The organism is Paralcaligenes ureilyticus (assembly GCF_004346225.1).
GTDB classification, from domain to species: domain Bacteria; phylum Pseudomonadota; class Gammaproteobacteria; order Burkholderiales; family Burkholderiaceae_B; genus Paralcaligenes; species Paralcaligenes ureilyticus.
The window spans coordinates 334,142-353,769 of the sequence record NZ_SMAJ01000002.1 but is presented as its reverse complement, the minus strand read 5'-3'; the positions used below and the strand labels follow the sequence as shown (position 1 = coordinate 353,769).

Genomic DNA, 19,628 nt, shown 5'->3' with positions numbered 1-19,628 from the left:
GGTCGATAGTGTTAATGAATCGTTTTCAACGACCAGCAGGGATGTTCTTTAACGTTGGCTTTAGTCATTTCTATAAGCGGTGTATACAACACCGTCTTGATCGCGCCGACCTTTTGTTTATTCTGCTCGGCCTGCAGTGCGGCCGAGATCAGATCTGTGAGGTCGCGACCTTGCCCCGGCACGTCGTAGCTGACGTAGTGGTCCCACATGCCTTCGTTCAGCCCTTTGCAAGCCAATTCGCCGCCACCACCCGAAGAGGTCACAAACACTTTGCCCGACTTACCTGCTTCCTTGATGGCCGCGGCGGTTCCGACATCGGTGTTATCCCAAACGCCGAGGACCGCACACAGGTCCGGGTTTTGTTGCAGGACGACCTGCGTAATTGATTTGGCTTTGGCCGATTCGTAGTTGCCTGTAGATTGGCGCGCGACGATCTTGATGTTTGGCTGCTTGTCCAGAATGTTTTTGTAGCCTTGTTGCAGGTAGACCGACCATGGGCTGGTTGCGGGCCCGCCAAGAATCAAGACTTTACCGGACGTCGAAGGTCCGCATTGTTTTGCGGCGGCACGGGCCTGACGTTCGCCGATTTCAACGGCGTCTGCACCGACAAAGCCAGTGGTGAGAATATTGGTTTTCATGTTCAGCTGAATCACACGAATTCCTGCCTGCTCGGCCTTGAGCAATAGCCGCGCATAGGATTGCACATCCGGGTTCTGGACCACGATTACATCAGGCTTTTCGCTGATGAGTGAAGTCAATATTTGGGCGCCGGCCGCTGTGTTGAAGTTTGGATTGCGAACTTCATACTTGTACCCAAGCCGCTCGGATTGCGCCTTCATCAGTTTGGACCAGCCCTCGGTCAGATCCAACCCCATGAATACTGGTACAAACACGACTCGCTTGTCCTTGAACGTGTTGTAGTAGTTATCGCGCGCCGGATCCTTCATGGTGTGTTGCGCGTAGGCGATGGAAGCCATGCCTGTGGCGGCAATAAGCGAAAGCGCTGCGGCGCCAAGTGCTTTCTTGTAGAGTAAATTTAATAGTTTGTTCACTTATATCTCCTTGGATTCTTGAATACAGCTACCTTCATCACTATTTTTCTTGCTTCACAAACCTCTCATGTACTAAATGTCTCCCTGTTGTGCTGTTTCTTCGTTGCGTGGGTTCAATATGCTGTCCAGCGACAAGGCGACCAGCAGCACCATCCCCTTGATCAGGTTTTGGACTTCATAAGACATATTCATGATCGTCATACCGTTTATGATGGTGCCGATCAGCAGGGTGCCGACGATCACATTCAATACCCCGCCACGACCACCGGATAAGCCAATACCTCCCAAAACAACCACGAGGATGACGTCATAGATCAATGTCAGGTTGAAGATTCGAGTGTCCATGTTGTTTGAAGACGATGCCATTACCAGACCGGCGACAACGGCGATGACCGCTGCGATGACATACTGAAGCACCATGATTGGGCGAACGGCTATTCCGGTGGTCCGGGCGGCGCTGGGATTATCGCCAATGGCATAGGTAAAAAGGCCTAGTTTCAGCCGCCGCAGGAACAGGCTCACGCAGATTGCCACAACCACGAATGCCAGCACGACGTGAGGAATGCCGGCGAGTGTGCCTCGCCCGACCCAGCCTATGGGATCCAGCGATGTCGGCCATGGCACGATATCGTACTGAAACAGACCACTTTGCCCGAGGCCGGCCAGGCCAATGCCGGTCGCCAGCGTGGCGAATAATGAGGGTATTTCGGCGTACGCGACAAGTGCACCGTTGAGCAGGCCAACAGCAATGGCCAGCGCGAAGCCTCCCGTTAACGCGACAGCTATTCCGTACCCGTTCCCGGAAAGGGTCAGAATCAGCGCCGTTGGAACCGCGAGCACGGCTATCATGGACAAATCCACCCCGCGCCCGATAACCACTACTGCCATCCCGAGTCCGAGTATTCCTAAAACCGATACGGATCGCATCATTGCCAGTATGTTGCCCATGGAAAGAAAGCCAGGCAGAAATACGGAAAACACCATAAATGTGGCAACAAAAAGCAGGAACACAATAATTTGCTGATCGAACTTGATGCTTTTTCTTGCTGGGCTTTTACCCATGGCTGCAGTAGCTGATGCAATCATTTAATTTTCCGCAAAACGGTCTGAAAATCAGGCGTCTATCGTCGTCGATGCATTCCAATAAATCGATGAGGGTAGGGTTTTCTGTTAATAAAATAATAGAACAAGCGTTCTATGAAGTCAATGAATCGGTATTCAACAGGCTGGGTTTCTTGACGTTGTTAAATGGTCCGGCCTCCATCGACAGGCAATTCGACACCTGTTATGAATTCCGCCGCATCGCTAGCCAGAAACAGGGCCGCCGCGGCGATGTCAGAGGGTTGGCAGAAGCGGCCTGATGGAATCGATGAAATAAATCTTGCACGGTTTTCTGGTGTGTCCGGCAGACCCATGGCCAGCTCGAACATCCCCGTCACGCCCATCACGGGGCAAATAACGTTGACGCGAATTTTGTCGGGCGCGAGTTCAACCGCCATGGACTTGGATAATAAATTGATGGCGCCTTTGGACGCGTTGTACCAGGTAAGCCCTGGGCGCGGGCGAATACCGGCGGTAGAGCCGATATTCACGATGACGCCGCCGCCTTGATCTCGCATCAGCGGAACGACGGCATGCGCCATGTAATAGATCGACTTGACGTTGATGTTGAATATCCGCTCGAACATGGCCTCGTCGACATCGAGCATGGGCTGGTTCTTGTGTGTAATGCCGGCGTTGTTCACAACAATGTCGACGCGGCCAAACTCGTCCTTGCAGTGGTTGACCACATGATTGATATCGTTTCGGTTGCTGACATCTACTTTAAAAGCCCGCGCAGCACTACCGATATCTGCGGCCACTCGATTGGCCGCTTCAAGGTTAATGTCGGCGACGATGACCCTGGCACCTTCTTCAGCGTAGAGCTTTGCGATGCCCTCGCCAAAGCCGCTGCCGCTGCCGGTAACGACAGCTATTTTGTTTTCTAGTTGGCCCATTCATGTCTCCGGGTTAAAGCCGTTTATTTGCCGCCCGAACTGCAGTGAAGTATAGGTCGGTCAACAAGACGGATTGCTTTATTTTTTGGAAGATGGGCTTTGGCAAAAATGTAGGCATCTTTATTCCAAGTGCATGGGCGTCACGTGTCGTTTTTTCAGGATCCGACGTGCCGGGAATTGTTGTTGATGGATTTCTCGTGCTGGATTTTCTGTTGACAAGGTTTTTTTAGAATCTATAATAAATTATGAATTACGCTTCATGATTCATAATAACCGTTTCGCCAGCATCTTGGCGAGCAATTTTTGCCCTCGGCCAGAAAGAGGTAGTTTTGCGACCAGATACCCATGCTGATGTCTCTGAATATGCTTGCACAGACCAGTCCTGACGAGGTGTCGATGCCGGCAGCGAAGCTGTTTGAGCCGCTGGTGTTGCGTGGCGTAACTCTGAAGAACCGCATTATGGTTTCGCCTATGTCGATGTACAGCTCGTCAGATGGTTTTGCCAATGATTTGCATTTAGTTCATCTTGGACGGTTCGCCCTGGGTGGCGCTGGCACAGTGATGATGGAGGCGACCGCAGTGACTCCGCAAGGGCGAGGGACAGCGGGATGCAACGGCATATGGCGGGATGAACATGTGCCGGATTTACACAGAATCTCTGGGTTTTTGCGCAAGTTTGGCAGTACGGCGGGGATCCAGCTTGGCCATAGTGGCCCCAAAGGGTCGTCTCAACGGCCCTGGCATGGCAATGGTCCATTGACGGATAAAGATGCGGCGGAACGGCAAGAGCAATCTTGGCCGGTCGTGTCACCCACCGACATGCCGTTCGACGCAGGCTGGGCAGTGCCGGCAGCGCTTGGCGAGGCCGATATCGATACGCTCGTGCTCGATTATCGGCTGGCCGCGCGCCGTGCGTGCGAGGCCGGCTTTCAAATCATCGAACTTCATTGTGCGCATGGTTATCTTCTACATTCATTTCTCTCGCCGCTGGTTAACAAACGCGTAGATCAGTATGGCGGAACAATCGAAAATCGCATGCGATTGCCATTACGAGTGGTCGATGCCCTGCGAGAAGAGATCCCGGAGGCAATGCCGCTTTTCGTGCGGATTTCTGCGGTAGATGGCAACAATGTGGGTTGGTCCATGGCGGATTCCGTCGTGTTTGCTAAACAGTTAGCGTTGCGTGGCGTTGATGCCATCGCCTGTTCCACAGGTGGGATAAAGCTTGAAAAAGGGCAAAACTTGATTTCAAGAGCGCCAGGGTTTCAAGTTCCGTTTGCCGAGGAAATAAAACGAGAAACCGGCGTGCATACGATCGCCGTAGGCATGATTTTGGCGCCGGAGCAGGCAGAGGGCATTCTCCAGGCGGGGCAGGCGGACATCATCGCCTTGGGCCGCGAGATGCTGTTCAATCCGAACTGGTCGGCTCAGGCTGCTTTGGCGCTAAAAGGGGCAGAAGGTTGGGAGGATTGGCCCGAGCAATTCAAATGGTGGCTACAGCGTAGGGCGCGTCAACTATGTACAAAGTGATTTCCCTGCTCAAACGCAAACCCGGAACCACAGTTGAGACGTTTCAACGCTATTGGCATGAACAACATGGTCCCTTGGCCGCGGGCTTTCCGAATCTGTTGCGCTATGTTCAATCTCATGCCTTGCCGCAGGGTTACAAGAAGGGCGAATTGATATTCGATGGCATCAGCGAGATATGGCTGGATTCGCAAGACAGCTACCGCGTTGCGCTGGGGAAGGCGCAGGCCGCGCAAATTCTGGAAGACGAAAGAAAATTCACTGATATGTCTGTCAAGGTTGTATTGCCGGTAGACGTGCATGTCATTAAGAACGGAAAAATTCCGGACAATGCGGTTAAAAATATCGAGTTTGTGACTCGACGTCCGGGAATGAACCTGGCCGAGTTTCGCGATTACTGGAGACAGGTGCATGGGCCGATTGCATCACGCATAAGCGCCGTGTGCCGTTATGAGCAGAATCACCTAAAAATGGATGAATACGCGCGTCAAGAGCGACCGCGTTTTGAAGGTTTGGCGATTACATGGTTTCGATCGACCGAGGCTATGAAGCAGGGCACGGCCACCGCCGAATACGCGATCACGCGTGCCGATGAGCCGCACTTTCTCCCCGATGGCCATCTGCCAATAATCATTACCACAGAGCATGTCATCGTTGGGTAGGCCAAATGGTTTTGTAGTGAACAAGAGCGTGTTTTCATATAACCGATTCAGGAGACGAAAATGACTATAGACACAGAGGTAAACAGTGGGCTTGTGTCCCGTCGGCGGGAATTACTCAAGGCGGGTACAGCCCTAGGGGTGGGTTCGATGGTTGGCTTCCCCGCTCTCGTGCATGCCCAGGCAAATCAGACCATCAAGATTGGCGTTCCGACCATTTTGTCGGGCCGCGTGGCACAGTTGGGTATTTCGTCACACAATGCAGCCCAACTGGCGTTTGATAAATTCAATGAGAGCGGCGGGTTAGGCGGTCGCAAGGTTGAATTGATAGTGCGCGACTCGAAAGGCAAGCCAGAAGAGGCGGCGCGCCTGGTACGTGAAATGGTCAATAGCAACAAGTGCGATTTCATTCTCGATTGCGAAGCGTCTTCGGGGGCCTTTGCTGTACACGAGGTGGTGCGCGAACTAGGAACGTTATGTCTTCATATCAATAGCGAAACCTCGTCGCTGACCGCCGATCCGAAGCTACGCATCCCAAATGCGTTCCGCGTGGCTCGCCAAGGGGCATTTGATGCGGTGTCGGGTGGTAGCTTTGCGGCAACGGTCTCCAAACAGAAAAATTTAAAAAACTGGATGACTGTGTCGCCCGACTATGCGTACGGCCGCGACACGGTCAAGCAATTTCTTAAATACCTGAATCATTTCGATGCCTCAGTCAAGCTAGTGGGGCAGTCTTGGCCCAAGTTGTTCGAGCCTGATTACACCGGAACCATTACCAACATCCTGCAGCAAAAGCCTCAGGCGCTGTTTGTCGGCATGTGGGGAGGGGACCTGGCTTCCTTTGTCAATCAGGGAAATCTGTACGGGTTATTCAGCAAGATCGAAGTTTTTGCCATTAACCTGGGTGACTACACAACGCTTAAGGGTATCAAGAACCTGCCAGCCGGGGTGTACTCGGCGAACCGTTATTTAGCCAATTTTCCGGACACTCCTAGCAACGCTGCCTGGTCGGCCGCGTACGCTAAGCGGTTCAAGGATTTGCCTACGAACTGGTCCTGGCAAGCCGCCTCGGGCGCGTCTTTCATGATTGAAGCGATGCGCAAGACTCAGTCTGTTGATGGCAAGAAAATGGCCCAAGCGTTAACCGGTATGACCATCGACGCACCCTTTGGCGTGGGTGGAAAATTGACCTTGCGCGACAGCGACCAGACTCTTGTTAACTATGCGTTGGGTTGGGGGCCACTCATCTCCAAGCCTCCTTATATTGAAAAGATGACCCCAACCAGCTGGAAGGAAATTTACGAGCTTGAGGCGCAGTGGACTAAAGAAATGGGCTATACCAGTTGATGTCGTTTGTGTCCGGCGTTCGCTGACACAGTGAACGCTCATCTTTATATCTGGAGGCTCCACTGTGGATCTTGACTCCTTACTCTCGTGCATGTCGTCAGCCTCGTGCGTGATCGCTCACGGCACCAATGGCTTGATCGTGGGTATGCTGTTGTTCCTGGTGGCCTCTGGTGTATCGCTGATTTTTGGCGTACTCAAGGTGATCAATTTCGCGCATGGCTCGTTGTATATGCTGGGCGCGTACGCGGCCTTGTATGTGTATCGCCTGACGGGAAATTATTTTTATGCTGTTCTGGGTGGCACGCTGGCTGTAGCGATCTTCGGAGCGTTTCTGGAGCGATTTTTCATTAGCCGCGTTTACAAAAGTGATCTCTTGATGCAGTTGCTGGTGTGCTATGGGTGGATATTGATTCTGGATGATCTGGTGCGTATTGGGTTCGGGGCCGAGTTCCAGTCCATTGGCATGCCTGAGACCTTCGCTGTTGCACCGGTCATGGTAGCCGGCTCACCCATTCCACCCTTTTACATTTTCCTGATTGCGATAAGTTTTTGTGTGGCACTGGTCTTATGGCTTTTAATTGAAAAAAGCTCATTTGGACGAAAAATCCGTGCCGCGGCAGCCAATAGCGCCATGGCCTCGGCGTTGGGAATCAATACTACGGCTTTGTACGCGGCCGTATTTGCGTTGGGGGCTGGTCTGGCCGGCTTGGCCGGTGCGCTAGCCGCACCGGTGCGATCGATCACAGCAGGGATGGGCTTCTCGGTACTGATCGATTCGTTCATCGTGACGGTGATTGGCGGTATGGGCTCGATGGGCGGCGCACTGGTTGCAGCGCTGCTGATTGGCCTGGTGCGCGCGTTTGGCAGCATTGCCTTTCCGCTGTTTGTTGAAGGCCTGGTGTTTTTGCTCATGTCCGCGGTGCTGGTGCTGCGCCCCAACGGCTTATTTGGCAAAAGGGAGCACACATGAAGTCCTGGCTTAGTGTGCTGATTTCGCTCCTGTGGGTGGCCCTGAGCTTTGTACTGATTGTGGGGGTTGCTACAGTGACCGGCTCGCCCACGCTGACCGATTTGATTATTCATATTGGCATATTCGGGCTATTCGCCGTCTCGCTCAATATCCTGATTGGCTACACAGGGCTAATCGCTTTTGGGCATGCGATGTTTTTTGCCTCGGGGGCCTACGGGTTTGGCCTGTTGATGCAAACGGGCCATTATTCCATTCCGGGCGCCATCGTCGTGTCCTTGGGAATTTCCATCGTCATCGCGTTGGTGGTAGGCGTGGTGTGCCTGAAGACTCGAGAAATCTATTTCGCCTTTTTGACGCTAGCCATCCAGATGATGTTTTACAGCACAATCCTGAGCTGGGTGAGTTTGACCGGCGGCGATCAGGGCCTGACTGGGGGATTCGCCAAGCCCGTATTCCTCGGCCTGGACCTGACCCGCTCGGGCGACACTTTTTTATTCATTACCGCGGTCGTGCTGGCGACGTTGGGTATTTTGTGGCACATCACCAAGACACCGTTCGGCTATGCGCTAAGAATGATTCGCGATAACGCGGTACGAGCCGAGTTTTTCGGACTGAACATCAATGCATACCGGTTAGCCGCGTTTGTGATTGCGTCGGCCGCGGCTAGTGTGGCTGGGGCACTGATGAGTTTGTATGTCTCTTCGGCATATCCCAACTTTGGGTATTGGACGATGTCGGGCGAGGCTATTTTCATGATCATGCTTGGCGGGCTCAATACCTTTTTGGGGCCTCTGGTGGGGGCGGCCATGCTGACCTTGCTCAATCACTATGTGACCCAGTACACACAAAATTATGGTCTGGTTCTGGGCATCGTTATTCTCGCCTATGTGCTGGTGCTGCGCAAAGGGCTGCTGGATCTGATCGTGGAGAAATTCTTCCCGGCCGGCCGTGCGGCGCTACGTCAGACAAAATAACGGGCTTGTTTTTAATCTAACCAAACGAGAAGGCAATATGGCATTAGCACAGGGAAAGATAGTCGTAGTAACCGGAGGTGCCAGTGGCATTGGGGCTGCGTGCGCAACGACGCTTGCAGCTAACGGCTGGCATGTCGTTGTGGCCGACGTCAATATCGCCGGAGCACGTCAAGTCTCGGCCAGAATTGGCGGTGAAGCGCTCGAGCTGGATGTCGCCGATGATGAAAGCGTAAAGCATGCAGCACTGGATGTCGAAAAACGTATAGGCCCCGTTTTCGGGTTGGTCAATTCGGCAGGCATTATTCAGAAACCTCTTAATCCGTACGATCTTGATATGGCGACGTGGGATCGAATACAGCGTGTAAATTTTCGTGGCAGCTATATAGTCAGTTTGGCTTTTGGTCGAGGCATGATTGCGCGTGAAGCGGGCAGCATCGTGAATATTGCTTCCATTACCGATTCGGTATCGACCCCGCTGCATTCGTACGGCCCGTCCAAAGCAGCCATACTCAGTATGACCAAATGTCTGGCAGCCGAGTGGGGCCCTTCACAAATACGCGTGAATTCGATTGCGCCGGGATATACGCTGACCCCGGCTTTACTGGACGCAATTGAGCGCGGTGAGCGCGATTTGAAATTGCTGGAGCGCAACGCGGCGCTGCAGCGCGCTGTTCAGCCATCCCAAGTGGGTGATGCGGTGGAGTTTCTGTTATCGGAGCGCGCGCTAGCGATCACCGGTATTGATTTACCCGTTGATTGCGGCTGGCTGGTTGCTAATCCGTGGAACACCTATGGCGGCTTGCGAAAGGCCGAAGTACCGGCCAACGTCGATACCTCATCGTGATCCGGGGCGACACGTGCTTAGCTTAGTCAACTTGAAAAAATCATTCGGCGGCATTATAGCCACTGACGATTTGTCTATGGATTTTTCTCAAGGAAGTCTGTCTGCCATTATCGGGCCTAACGGGGCAGGGAAGACGACTTTATTTAACCTGATTTCGGGGCGAATCAGGCCGGATTCTGGGCGCATCGTGTTCAATAACGAGGATATCGCTGGCCTGCCTGCTACTCAAATCGTGCACAAAGGCATAGCTCGTGCTTTTCAGGTGTCGAGCATATTTCCCACGTTTACCGTGCGGCAGTCGTTTGAAGCAGCCGTTCTGGCCAAGTGGCGCAAATTAAATAATCTGTTTACCCCTTTTTCACAGATGGCTACGCGTGAACGCGCACAAGAATTGATGGAAAAGGTCGGCTTGCAGCATCGCGCGTGTACTCTGTCGCGGCATCTCGCCCACGGTGAGCAAAAATTGCTCGATATTGGTTTGGCCCTGGCGCTTGAGCCAAGCCTGCTTCTGCTCGACGAGCCCACAGCCGGTATGGGTCCCGAAGAGCGCATTGACATGATTGGACGCGTGCACGCGTTATGGGAGCGTGAAAAGATCACGGTGATCTTTATCGAACACGATATGGACATTGTGTTTGAATACGCACAGGTCATTCGTGTGCTGTGCTACGGCGCCTTGCTGGCCGAAGGCACTGCAGAACAAATCCGCAGTAATCAGGCCGTGATCGATGCGTATCTGGGCGCGGGCTTTACCGAGGATGCCGCATGAATCAGTCCATTCTCGCTGTCCATGATCTGGAGGCTCATTATGGCATCAGCCAGGTACTGTTCGGTGTCGACCTGACGATTGAAAAGGGCCAATGCGTGGCGCTTCTCGGGCGCAACGGCGCGGGTAAGTCGACCACAATGAAAGCGATTTCAGGCATCCATCCGGGTACGAGTGGGCGTGTTGTGTTTAACGGCCAAAGTATTTTCAAGGACAAAGCCTATCGTATCGCGCGCAGTGGCTTGGCGTTTGTGCCCGAAGACCGTCAAACGTTTCCCGAGCATACCGTTGAAGAGAACCTGCTTATCGCGGCAAAGCCCGATAGCAGCGGGACGTATAAATGGAGCCTTGAGCATATCTACAGGACCTTTCCTTTACTTGTTCCGCTGCGTCACAGGCAGGGTGGCCTGCTTTCTGGCGGAGAGCAGCAATTGTTGGTGATTGCCCGCGCCCTGATGGGCAATCCCAGTCTACTGCTGCTCGATGAACCCAGCGAAGGCCTGGCGCCGGTAATTGTGCAGCAGATTGCACGCTGTGTTGCCGGATTGCTCAAGACTGGCGCCACAATTCTCCTTGCTGAACAGAATATGCATTTTTGCTTGCACATCGCCACTCATGTCGCGGTGATCGACAAAGGCCGCGTCGTCTATACCGGAACCGTCGAGGAGCTGCGTCGCAACGACGATATCAAGAAGCGCTATCTATCGGTTTAAGGTTGCAGGGAACAGGAAATATTAAGGAAATTGGAATGTCATGATGAAACAGAACGAGCAGGATTCTCAGGTTGATTGTTATCGCATGATGCGTTTGATCCGAACGGTCGAAACGCAACTCTCCAAATTGTTTGCCGATAGCGAGGTGCCCGGATTCATTCATCTAAGTATTGGACAGGAAGCGGTCGCGGCTGGTGTCATGGCGGCACTCGATGCGCGCGACACAATGGCGACCAATCACCGGGGGCATGGACATGTGATTGCACGGGGCATTGATCTGGACATGTTTTTCATGGAAATCATGGGCCGCGCGGGTGGTATTTGCGGCGGCCGCAGCGGGTCGATGCATGTGGCCGACATGGAGCGGGGCATCATTGGCGCCAATGGAATTGTGGGTGCGGGCATTCCTATCGCGCTTGGGAGCGCCCTGGCGCACTCGTTACGCAAAACGGGAGGAATAGCCGTCGTCTTTTTTGGCGATGGGGCGATGGCCGAAGGGGTATTGCACGAAACCCTGAATATGGCGTCATTGTGGAGTTTGCCCTTGTTATTCGTATGCGAAAACAATGGTTGGTCTGAGTTTTCACCCACTAAAGATCAATTTGCGGCTGAACTGGGCGATCTTGCCGCAGCGTTCAAGATTCCGCATCAACTTGTCGATGGCAATGATGTTGCAGCAGTATCGTCTGTGGCAAAGAAACTGGTTGGTGAAGTCCGCACAGGACAGCCTCGCGTGTTCGAATGCAAAACACATCGGGTGCGAGGCCATTACGAGGGCGACCCGCAAAAATATCGCCCGGCGGACGAGGTAGCGTCGGGCTCAGACATTGATCCCCTTGAGCGTGCCGAGCTTCTGCTGAAAAAGCAAGGCATGACGCAGGCAGGCTTGGAGGGGATTATTACGGGTATCGAAGATCGGGTCGCTTTGTCCATAGAAAAAGCCAAAGCAGGAAAGCAACCCGATTTCGCGAGCGCGCTGGCTGACGTATACACGGCAAAAGGTTAAAGACATGGCTCAGATGCGTTACACACAAGCGATCAATCAGGCATTGACCGACAGCATGGAACACGACGAGACGGTGATCGTACTTGGCGAAGATGTTGCCGCTGCCGGCGGTTCATTTAAGGCTACGCGCAATTTGTACGAGAAGTTCGGTGCAGCACGGGTTCGGGATACGCCGATTTCCGAGGCAAGTATTGTGTCGGTCGCAGTGGGCGCTGCGATGACTGGTCTTAAGCCGGTAGTGGAAATTATGTTTATGGACTTTATCGCTTTGGCGATGGATCCAATCGTGAACCAGGCGGCCAAGGCGCACTTTATGTTTGGCGGCCGCAGCAGTGTGCCGATGGTTTTGCGTACACCCCATGGTGGCGGCTTGAATGCGGGCCCGCAGCACTCGCAGTGCCTGGAGGCCTGGGTGGCCCATGTTCCAGGCCTGAAGGTGGTTTGCCCATCCAACCCCCAAGATGCGTATTCGCTATTGCGTGCCGCCATCAGCGATCCCGACCCGGTAATTTTCGTGGAGCACAAGGGTATGTACGGTCGAAAAGGCGAAGTCGACACGCGGCAGACAGCACAAATTGGATCGGCCTCTATCGTCCGGCCTGGTCGCGACGTCACGATCGTCACTTACGGGTCGACGGTGCATACCGCCGTGACCGTGGCAGATCAGCTCAAAAATGAAAACGTCGATGTTGAAATCATCGATTTGCGTTCACTGCAGCCGTGGGATCATCAAACCGTTTTCGAATCGGTAGCGCGCACTCATCGGGTTGTGATTGTTCATGAGGCCGTCCAGGCTTTTGGTGTGGGAGCCGAGATTGCCGCGTGCATTGCACAGGACGCCTTCGATGAGCTGGATGCACCTGTGATGCGTGTAGCGGCTCCTTTCATGCCTGTGCCGTTTGCCAGCTCGCTGGAACGAGACTATGTGGTGAGTGTAGAGCGCATTATCGCCGCCATCCGAAAGACCCTTGCCTGAATGGAATCCTTTATGAGCGCTGAAAGCGTATTAACCGAAGTTCGTGGCCGTATAGGCGTCCTGACGATTAATCGTCCCAAGCAGTTGAACGCGCTTGATGTGGGCACTCTGGAGCATCTTGAAGCTGGGCTCGTACAGCTGGAACAGGATGTCAACGTACGCGTAATTATGGTTACCGGCGCGGGCGATCGCGCTTTTGTGGCAGGCGGAGACATCGCTGACTTGAACAGCCGCCGGGGCCTGGCGCATTACAACGAATTTGCCCAGGTAGTGCATCGCGTGTTCCGGCGTTTCGAAGAAAGCGACAAGCCGACTATCGGCGTGATCAATGGCTGGGCGTTGGGTGGAGGCATGGAATTGCTGTTGGCTCTTGACATTCGTCTGGTAGCCGAGGAGGCGAAGCTGGGCTTGCCCGAAATCACATTGGGCCTGTTTCCAGGTGCGGGTGGCACGCAGCGTTTAATTCGGCAGATTCCGCTTTGCCGCGCCAAGGAATTGATGTTCACAGGAGACCAGATTACCGCAGTCGAGGCGGTTGCTCTGGGCTTATGCAATCGCGCTGTGCCTCGCGCGCAACTTTGGGATGAGGCGCTGGCTTTGGCCGAGCGTATCGCCAACAAGTCGCCGCTGGTGCTCAAGCTGTTAAAACGCAACCTGCGCTATGGCGGCGAGATGCCGTTGGGCGCCGCTTTGGCGCACGAACAAGCCATGATAGGCCTGGTTCTCGACACCAACGATGCCCATGAAGGTTGCGATGCATTTTTGGCCAAGCGCACACCGGTTTTTAAAGGAAATTGATCCATGTCACATCCCTTGTTGATGCCTAAACTGGGTTTGACGATGACCGAGGGCTTGTTGTCGGAATGGCTGGTAACAGCAGGTGCTCAGTTCAAGGCGGGCGATGTGTTGTTTGTGGTGGAAACCGATAAGGTGGCCACAGAGGTGGAAGCTCAGGCCGATGGCGTGCTGGCCGACATTGTTGTCGAGCCGGGGCAGACGGTTCCGGTGGGTGCGGTGGTAGGTAATTGGGCCGAATCTGCACAAGAAGGACTATCCGTTGCGGCTCGAGTTCTGGCTACGCCGCTTGCGCGGCGGCTGGCGGCGAACAACGGCATAGCTCTCGAGTCGGTCGATGGCAGTGGGCCGGGAGGCCGAATCAAGGCCGCTGATATTGAAGCCGCATCAGGTCGGCAAGCGCCGTTCGTTGAACCCGCGGCTGAAGCGGCTCCTGGGCCTGTCGTGGCGGCTTCTGAAAGTCGCGCAGCTTCGGACGCAATCGATCTTGGCGTGCGCAGCAAACCGGATTCGGTCCGTGCAACGATGGCGCGCCGTCTGACTGAGGCCAAGCAAGCCGTACCGCACTTTTATATGTCGATTGATGTTCAGGCATCATCTCTGTTGGCTCTTCGTGCACAACGCAATCAATTAGCGACCGCTACTCACTTGACCTTGACCCATTTTCTGGTTGCCGCGGTAGGTCGGGCATTAAGGGACATCCCACAGGCCAATCGTGTCTGGGACGACGGCGAGGTGGTGACCTTTGGCAGTACCGACGTGGGTCTCGCTGTCAATACTGAGCGCGGGCTGTTTGTGCCGGTCGTGCGCGACGCGGGCAATGTATCGCTGGAGGAGGTCAGCCGTCGTACCGCACATAAAGTGGCTGATGCCCGCGCCGGCAAGCTTTCGCCCGACGATTCGACCGGGGGCGCAATTGCTGTCTCTAATGCGGGTATGTACAAAGTCAAATATCTGACGCCCATTATCAATCCGGGGCAGGCCATGATTCTTGGGGTAGGCAGCATCAATCAAGTCTTCCGCCCCGATGGTCAGGGAAAACCCGTGTTGTGCCAGGAATTGGGCCTCGTCCTAGCCGCCGACCATCGTATCCTGGATGGCGTTTCTGGGCTTGATTTCCTCAATTGCGTGGCGGGTTATCTGGAGCAACCCTTGAAGCTGTTAGGCGGTAACCCATAGTGCGCGGAGAGTAAGCATGGAATTTGCATTAAGCGAAGAACAACAAATGATGGTCGAGACGGCCAAAAAAATAGGTGCTCAGTTCGGTCTTGATTACTGGCGTGAGCTGGACGCTCGCAAGGCGTTTCCTGCCGAAATCTGGCAGGCCATATGCGATGCGGGCTTGTGTGGGGCGGCTTTGCCTGAAAAATATGGCGGCAGTGGTTTAGGCATGCTCGACCTCGCTGTAATCGTCGAGGCGCTGGCCGAAGGCGGCGGCGGTTCGACCCTGGGCCAATTGTTTATGGTCAACCCGATTTTTGGCGGCGTATCCATATCGAAATTCGGTTCTGAATCACAACGCAAGGCGTGGTTACCCAAAATCATCTCGGGCGAAATGCACTGCTGCATGGCGCTCACCGAGCCCAATGCGGGAAGCAATTCGCTGGAAATATCGACGTTCGCTAACGTGGATGGTGACGGTTGGCGTTTGAATGGGCAAAAAATCTGGATAACGGCCGTACCTAGTTCTCACAAAATGCTGGTCGTGGCGCGCACCACGAAGCTGGATCAGGTGAAACGCCGCACTCATGGCATCAGTATGTTCATCATCGATACGGATCGCGAGGGAGTAAGCCACAATGAAATCGATAAACTCGGCACCCACACGATGCCGGCGAGCGCCGTATTTTTTGATAACGTCCGCGTCCAGCCCGACGAGCTGCTGGGTACGCTTGATCACGGCTGGAATGAGTTGCTTGACGTACTCAATACTGAACGCATCGTTACCACGGCCGGATTGGTTGGCGCAGGCCGCTTGGCTATTACGCAGGCGGTGAGATACACGACGGATCGCAAGGTGTTCGGCGGCAAACCTATTGGTTCCTATCAGGGGCTGCAATTTCCCCTGGCTCAGGCCTATGCCGAACTGGAGTGCGCCTGCCTGATGAATTATCGAGCGGCGACCTATTGCGATCAGGGTGTGCCTTATGGCAGTGATGCCAATATGGCCAAACTGATTGCCGCGCAAGCGGCAGCCGATGCAACCGAGCGATCCATGCAGGCAATGGGTGGCATGGGGTATTCAAAGGAATTTCATGTCGAGCGCCTATGGCGTGATGCGCGCTTGTTTCGCTTCGCGCCCGTAGCCGAAGAAATGGTGCTCAATTTTATTGCAACCCACGATCTGGGCATGCCTAAATCTTACTAAGTCACTATCATCATGGTTAATCTAAGCGCACAAATCTTATTTCATGCCGCTTGTACTCCCGACCGTTTGGCTCTCGTTTACGAACGGCAAAGAATCAGTTATGCGGAACTGGCTGATCGCCTGTTGAAGATGGCGGGATTCTTGAAAGCTAAGGGTGTGCGGCCTGGCCAGGTAGTTGCCGTTGTCATGAAAAACAGTGCGGCTTTTCTTGAGGTTGCTTTTGCCGTCAGTCATATTGCTGCTGTTTTCTTACCTATTAACTTTCGACTGTCCCGTCCGGAAATCAGCTATATCGTTGGCAATTCGGATGCGGTTTTTTTATTTGCCGATGCCGAGTACGAAGAGACGGTGGCCGGTATTCTTGATTCCGTGGTGTTCGTGGACAGCGGCGCGCAGGAAGACACGCGTCATATATCTGGCGATGCCCAGAAAGCTCCGGCGGTCCCGCGCAATCCGGATGATTTATTTCGTCTGATGTACACATCGGGTACGACCGATCGCCCCAAAGGGGTCATGCACACTTATCAGAACTACTACTGGAAGTGTCTGGATCATATTGCCTCGCTTGGTCTCACGGCCGAGGAACGTTTACTGGTCGTCGGACCCCTCTATCATGTTGGCGCTTTTGATTTGCCAGGGACTGCCGTGCTGTATCTCGGAGGCATGTTGCTGGTGCAACGCAATTTCGATGAAGAGCAGGCGCTTGCCGCCATAGAAAATGAACGGCTTACCGGGGCCTGGCTGGCGCCTGTCATGGTTGGCCGGTTATTGGCATGCGGACAAAACAGCAAGCGCGACCTGAGCAGCTTTAAATGGTGCATAGGCGGTGGCGAAAAGACGCCCGAAAAACGGATTCGCATGTTTAGCGAGGTGTTTACGCAAGGGCGGTATATCGATGCGTATGGCCTGACCGAAAGCTGTGGCGGCGATACCTTCATGGAGGCTGGCCGCGAAATCGAAAAAATTGGATCTACAGGCCGTGCCTTGCCTCACATAGAGATACAGATCTTTGATGAGCAAAACCATCCCGTACGTCCCGGCATGAGCGGTGAAATTTGCCTGCGTGGGCCCAAGGTGACGCATGGTTATTGGAAGCAGGAAGAAAAGACGCGGCTAAGTTTCTTCGATGGCTGGTTTCGTACAGGAGACGTCGGGCATCTGGATGCCGAAGGTTTTCTTTATCTGACCGATCGAAAAAAAGACATGATCATCAGCGGTGGAGAGAATATTTCGTCGTCCGAAGTCGAGCGCATTATTTTCATGCTGCCGCAGATCGCCGACGTTGCCGTCATTGGGCTTCCCGATGAACGCTGGGGCGAATGCGTGGCCGCCGTCGTTGCCTTGCAGCCACAACAGACGCTGGACCTGGATCAACTGACCGCATATTGCCGCCAGCATCTGGCTGGTTTCAAAGTGCCCAGGAAGTTGATTGTGCGCGATGCGCTACCACGCAATCCCAGCGGCAAGGTACTCAAACGCGTGCTGCGCCAGGAGTTATCGACCGGCACGTCATCAAACTAAAGGAATCGCTATGAGCCTAAGTAAAACAATTGCGGAATTTATTGTCTCTCTGAATGCTGCAACCCTTCCGGCGGATGTGCTGGAAAAGGCCAAAACCTGTCTACTGAATAGTTATGGCATCGGTTTGGGGTGTCGCAACACACCCTATGCGCCTGTTGCGCGACGTGCAGCACTGGCCATGAATGGGGAGCGTAGTAAAAATGGCGCGACTTTACTGGGAGATGGCCGCCGTACTACCGTTGCCGGCGCAGCGTTGGCAAACTCTGCGCTATTTCACGGCCGTGCGCAAGAAGATACCTGCGGCGCCGCTCATTTTGGGGCCATCCTCGTGCCTTTGCTTACGGCGATGATCGAGGCGGACGGTTACCCCATGTCGCGCCTGATTCCGGCGCTTTTGGCAGGTTACGAAGCAGGCGGAGTTTTTGAAGACGCTTATGCCGGCAATACGACTCCGGGTGGATTGCGTGCATCAACGGTATACGGTACGGTCGCCGCGGCGGCCGGAGCAGCCAAAATGATGGATCTTTCTTCGGAGCAGACCGCTGCCGCGTTATCGAATGCCGCTTCCTTTGCCGGAGGTATTTTGCAATCATTTGCCGATGGGACCGACGAATGGCGCTACCAGGTTGGTGTGGTGGGCCAAACCGGCTATACGGCGGCTCAATTGGCGCTGGCCGGTTCCGTGTCGGCTCCCCATGCCTTTGAGGGGAGTGCGGGTTTTGTCAAAGTATTTGCGCGCACGCAGTGCAATGTGGCCGAGTTGGTTGCGGGCTTGGGGAAAAAATGGGCCATTCATCGGGTAACATTCAAGCCTTACCCGGTTTGTGCGTTTAATCAAACGCCCGTCACGGCGGCGCTCGCCCTGCGTGAAAAGATGGCAGGAATCGTGCCAGCCCGCATGCGGCGCGTGCGTGTCAGGATGAATCCGTACGAAACGGGCTATGCAGGCATGGATTCAAAAGGGCCATTCAACAGCATCTCCGGGACCTTGATGAGTATTCCGTTTTGCATTGCCAATACCTTACTATATGGGGTTCCCGATCTGAACGCGATGACGATCTATGACGATGCGCAGGTTAACGAGTTGATTACGCGCATCGATCTGGTGACCGACGCAGGTGTCAACAAACTGTGTTGCGTCATTGAGGTCGAGCTGGATGGCGGGAAGAGCATTGCGCATGATCAGCAGATGACGACGGCCGATTATGCCTATTCCCGCTCAGGGGTATCGGCGCTTATCCGCCGAGTGGGTAGCGAAAGTAACGTGCCTGAGAGTGTTTATCAACGCCTTGAACGCTTTGTCGATGATCCTGAGCGTCACGATATTGGCGAAGTACTTGCGTGCTTTGCGGCTCTGCCGATCGGTGCAGCTTCGAATTAATCCTTAGAGTTTTCAAATCAAATGGCAATTTCAAAAAAGAAAACAGTTTCGAAACCCACATCTTCAAAGCCCAAGAAAGGTGTCGGCCATGAGCACCCGGGGCACTGGCGTGAAGGCCGAAATCGTCTGGAAAAATCGGAACGGGTGCGCGATACCTTGTTATGGGCCGCCGCAGAGGTCGTAGGGGAAGTAGGTTACGCAGCGGCGTCGATCACGCGTATCACCCAGAAGGCAGGCGTGGCGCAAGGTACTTTTTATAATTATTTTGAAACTCGCCAGGATATTCTCGATACGCTGTTACCCGATTTGGGTGAAAAAATGCAGCAACATATCCGCCAAAGCGCTCTGGGCGCAGACAGCTTCGCCGAACTGGAAAGGCGCGGTTTTCTTGGTTTCTTTGACTTTCTGCAGCAGGAGCCTCACTTCTTCCGGATACTGAACGAGGCTGAAAGCTTTGCGCCGGAAAGTCATAAAAAGCATTTTGATATTCTGGTCAAGCAATACACGCGGTTTCTGCAGCACTCTCATCGGCAAGGCGAATTTCCCGCCTATAAAGTGGAAGAGCTGGAAGTTATCGTATACATGCTAATGGCTGCACGCAGCTATTTGGCTTTGAAATACATGTACGGTGGCGGCAAGAATAAAACGTTGCCAAAAGGCGTAGCCGATACTTATATGAAATTTATTCGATATGGGTTGGAAGGGGTCCCAGCCTAGACTGTCGACTGCTGC

Annotated in this window: 19 protein-coding genes; 16 read left to right on the top strand and 3 right to left on the bottom strand. The window is 53.9% G+C overall.

The features are described from left to right. Positions 1-11: 11 nt before the first annotated feature. The 3 genes from EDC26_RS03995 to EDC26_RS03985 all read right to left on the bottom strand — a co-directional run bounded on the left by EDC26_RS03995 (position 12) and on the right by EDC26_RS03985 (position 3,049). Entirely contained in the window at positions 12-977 is a 966-nt protein-coding gene (locus tag EDC26_RS03995) for a sugar ABC transporter substrate-binding protein (protein ID WP_132579956.1), read from the bottom strand. A gap of 147 nt (positions 978-1,124) precedes the next feature. After that, a complete protein-coding gene (locus EDC26_RS03990) occupies positions 1,125-2,138 on the bottom strand; it encodes an ABC transporter permease (protein WP_243700768.1) in 1,014 nt (337 codons plus the stop codon). Positions 2,139-2,296: 158 nt separating this feature from the next. Further along, positions 2,297-3,049 carry a glucose 1-dehydrogenase gene (locus EDC26_RS03985; RefSeq protein ID WP_132579955.1) on the bottom strand — a complete coding sequence of 251 codons (753 nt, stop codon included), beginning with the start codon at positions 3,047-3,049 and terminating at the stop codon, positions 2,297-2,299. A gap of 345 nt (positions 3,050-3,394) precedes the next feature. Between EDC26_RS03985 and EDC26_RS03980 the strand changes: the two genes are divergently transcribed. From EDC26_RS03980 to EDC26_RS03905, 16 genes are all read left to right on the top strand, one after another. Then, on the top strand, positions 3,395-4,579 hold the full coding sequence (locus EDC26_RS03980) for an NADH:flavin oxidoreductase/NADH oxidase (RefSeq protein ID WP_243700767.1): 1,185 nt from the start codon (positions 3,395-3,397) through the stop codon (positions 4,577-4,579). Then, positions 4,567-5,238 (top strand): EthD domain-containing protein, encoded by a 672-nt coding sequence (locus EDC26_RS03975; protein WP_132579954.1) that lies wholly within the window; start codon positions 4,567-4,569, stop codon positions 5,236-5,238. Before EDC26_RS03980 ends, EDC26_RS03975 begins: the two co-directional genes overlap by 13 nt. Positions 5,239-5,298: 60 nt before the next feature. Next, positions 5,299-6,582 carry an ABC transporter substrate-binding protein gene (locus EDC26_RS03970; RefSeq protein ID WP_132579953.1) on the top strand — a complete coding sequence of 428 codons (1,284 nt, stop codon included), beginning with the start codon at positions 5,299-5,301 and terminating at the stop codon, positions 6,580-6,582. 64 nt (positions 6,583-6,646) lie between these two features. After that, positions 6,647-7,552 (top strand): branched-chain amino acid ABC transporter permease, encoded by a 906-nt coding sequence (locus EDC26_RS03965; protein WP_132579952.1) that lies wholly within the window; start codon positions 6,647-6,649, stop codon positions 7,550-7,552. Beyond that, on the top strand, positions 7,549-8,526 hold the full coding sequence (locus EDC26_RS03960; RefSeq protein ID WP_132579951.1) for a branched-chain amino acid ABC transporter permease: 978 nt from the start codon (positions 7,549-7,551) through the stop codon (positions 8,524-8,526). The genes EDC26_RS03965 and EDC26_RS03960 overlap by 4 nt, the downstream gene beginning before the upstream one ends. 37 nt (positions 8,527-8,563) lie before the next feature. After that, a complete protein-coding gene (locus tag EDC26_RS03955; protein WP_132579950.1) occupies positions 8,564-9,370 on the top strand; it encodes an SDR family NAD(P)-dependent oxidoreductase in 807 nt (268 codons plus the stop codon). Between the two features lie 13 nt (positions 9,371-9,383). Further along, positions 9,384-10,139 (top strand): ABC transporter ATP-binding protein, encoded by a 756-nt coding sequence (locus EDC26_RS03950; protein ID WP_132579949.1) that lies wholly within the window; start codon positions 9,384-9,386, stop codon positions 10,137-10,139. Next, positions 10,136-10,849: an ABC transporter ATP-binding protein gene (locus tag EDC26_RS03945; RefSeq protein ID WP_132579948.1), complete on the top strand. Its 714-nt coding sequence runs from the start codon at positions 10,136-10,138 to the stop codon at positions 10,847-10,849. Before EDC26_RS03950 ends, EDC26_RS03945 begins: the two co-directional genes overlap by 4 nt. 43 nt (positions 10,850-10,892) lie before the next feature. Continuing rightward, the gene (locus EDC26_RS03940; RefSeq protein ID WP_132580108.1) at positions 10,893-11,855 is read left to right on the top strand and encodes a thiamine pyrophosphate-dependent dehydrogenase E1 component subunit alpha; all 963 of its coding nucleotides are present in this window, start codon (positions 10,893-10,895) and stop codon (positions 11,853-11,855) included. A gap of 4 nt (positions 11,856-11,859) precedes the next feature. Continuing rightward, positions 11,860-12,831 carry an alpha-ketoacid dehydrogenase subunit beta gene (locus EDC26_RS03935; protein ID WP_132579947.1) on the top strand — a complete coding sequence of 324 codons (972 nt, stop codon included), beginning with the start codon at positions 11,860-11,862 and terminating at the stop codon, positions 12,829-12,831. Between the two features lie 12 nt (positions 12,832-12,843). Then, entirely contained in the window at positions 12,844-13,629 is a 786-nt protein-coding gene (locus EDC26_RS03930) for an enoyl-CoA hydratase/isomerase family protein (RefSeq protein WP_132579946.1), read from the top strand. A gap of 3 nt (positions 13,630-13,632) precedes the next feature. Beyond that, positions 13,633-14,805, top strand: a complete 1,173-nt coding sequence (locus EDC26_RS03925; RefSeq protein ID WP_132579945.1) for a dihydrolipoamide acetyltransferase family protein — start codon at positions 13,633-13,635, stop codon at positions 14,803-14,805. 16 nt (positions 14,806-14,821) lie between these two features. Then, positions 14,822-15,994 (top strand): acyl-CoA dehydrogenase family protein, encoded by a 1,173-nt coding sequence (locus tag EDC26_RS03920; RefSeq protein WP_132579944.1) that lies wholly within the window; start codon positions 14,822-14,824, stop codon positions 15,992-15,994. 12 nt (positions 15,995-16,006) lie between these two features. Continuing rightward, positions 16,007-17,515, top strand: coding sequence for an AMP-binding protein (locus tag EDC26_RS03915; RefSeq protein WP_132579943.1), 1,509 nt, complete (start codon positions 16,007-16,009; stop codon positions 17,513-17,515). Positions 17,516-17,525: 10 nt separating this feature from the next. Next, positions 17,526-18,896 carry an MmgE/PrpD family protein gene (locus EDC26_RS03910; RefSeq protein WP_132579942.1) on the top strand — a complete coding sequence of 457 codons (1,371 nt, stop codon included), beginning with the start codon at positions 17,526-17,528 and terminating at the stop codon, positions 18,894-18,896. A 21-nt stretch (positions 18,897-18,917) separates the two neighbouring features. Then, positions 18,918-19,613, top strand: a complete 696-nt coding sequence (locus EDC26_RS03905; protein WP_207915048.1) for a TetR/AcrR family transcriptional regulator — start codon at positions 18,918-18,920, stop codon at positions 19,611-19,613. Positions 19,614-19,628: the final 15 nt, after the last annotated feature.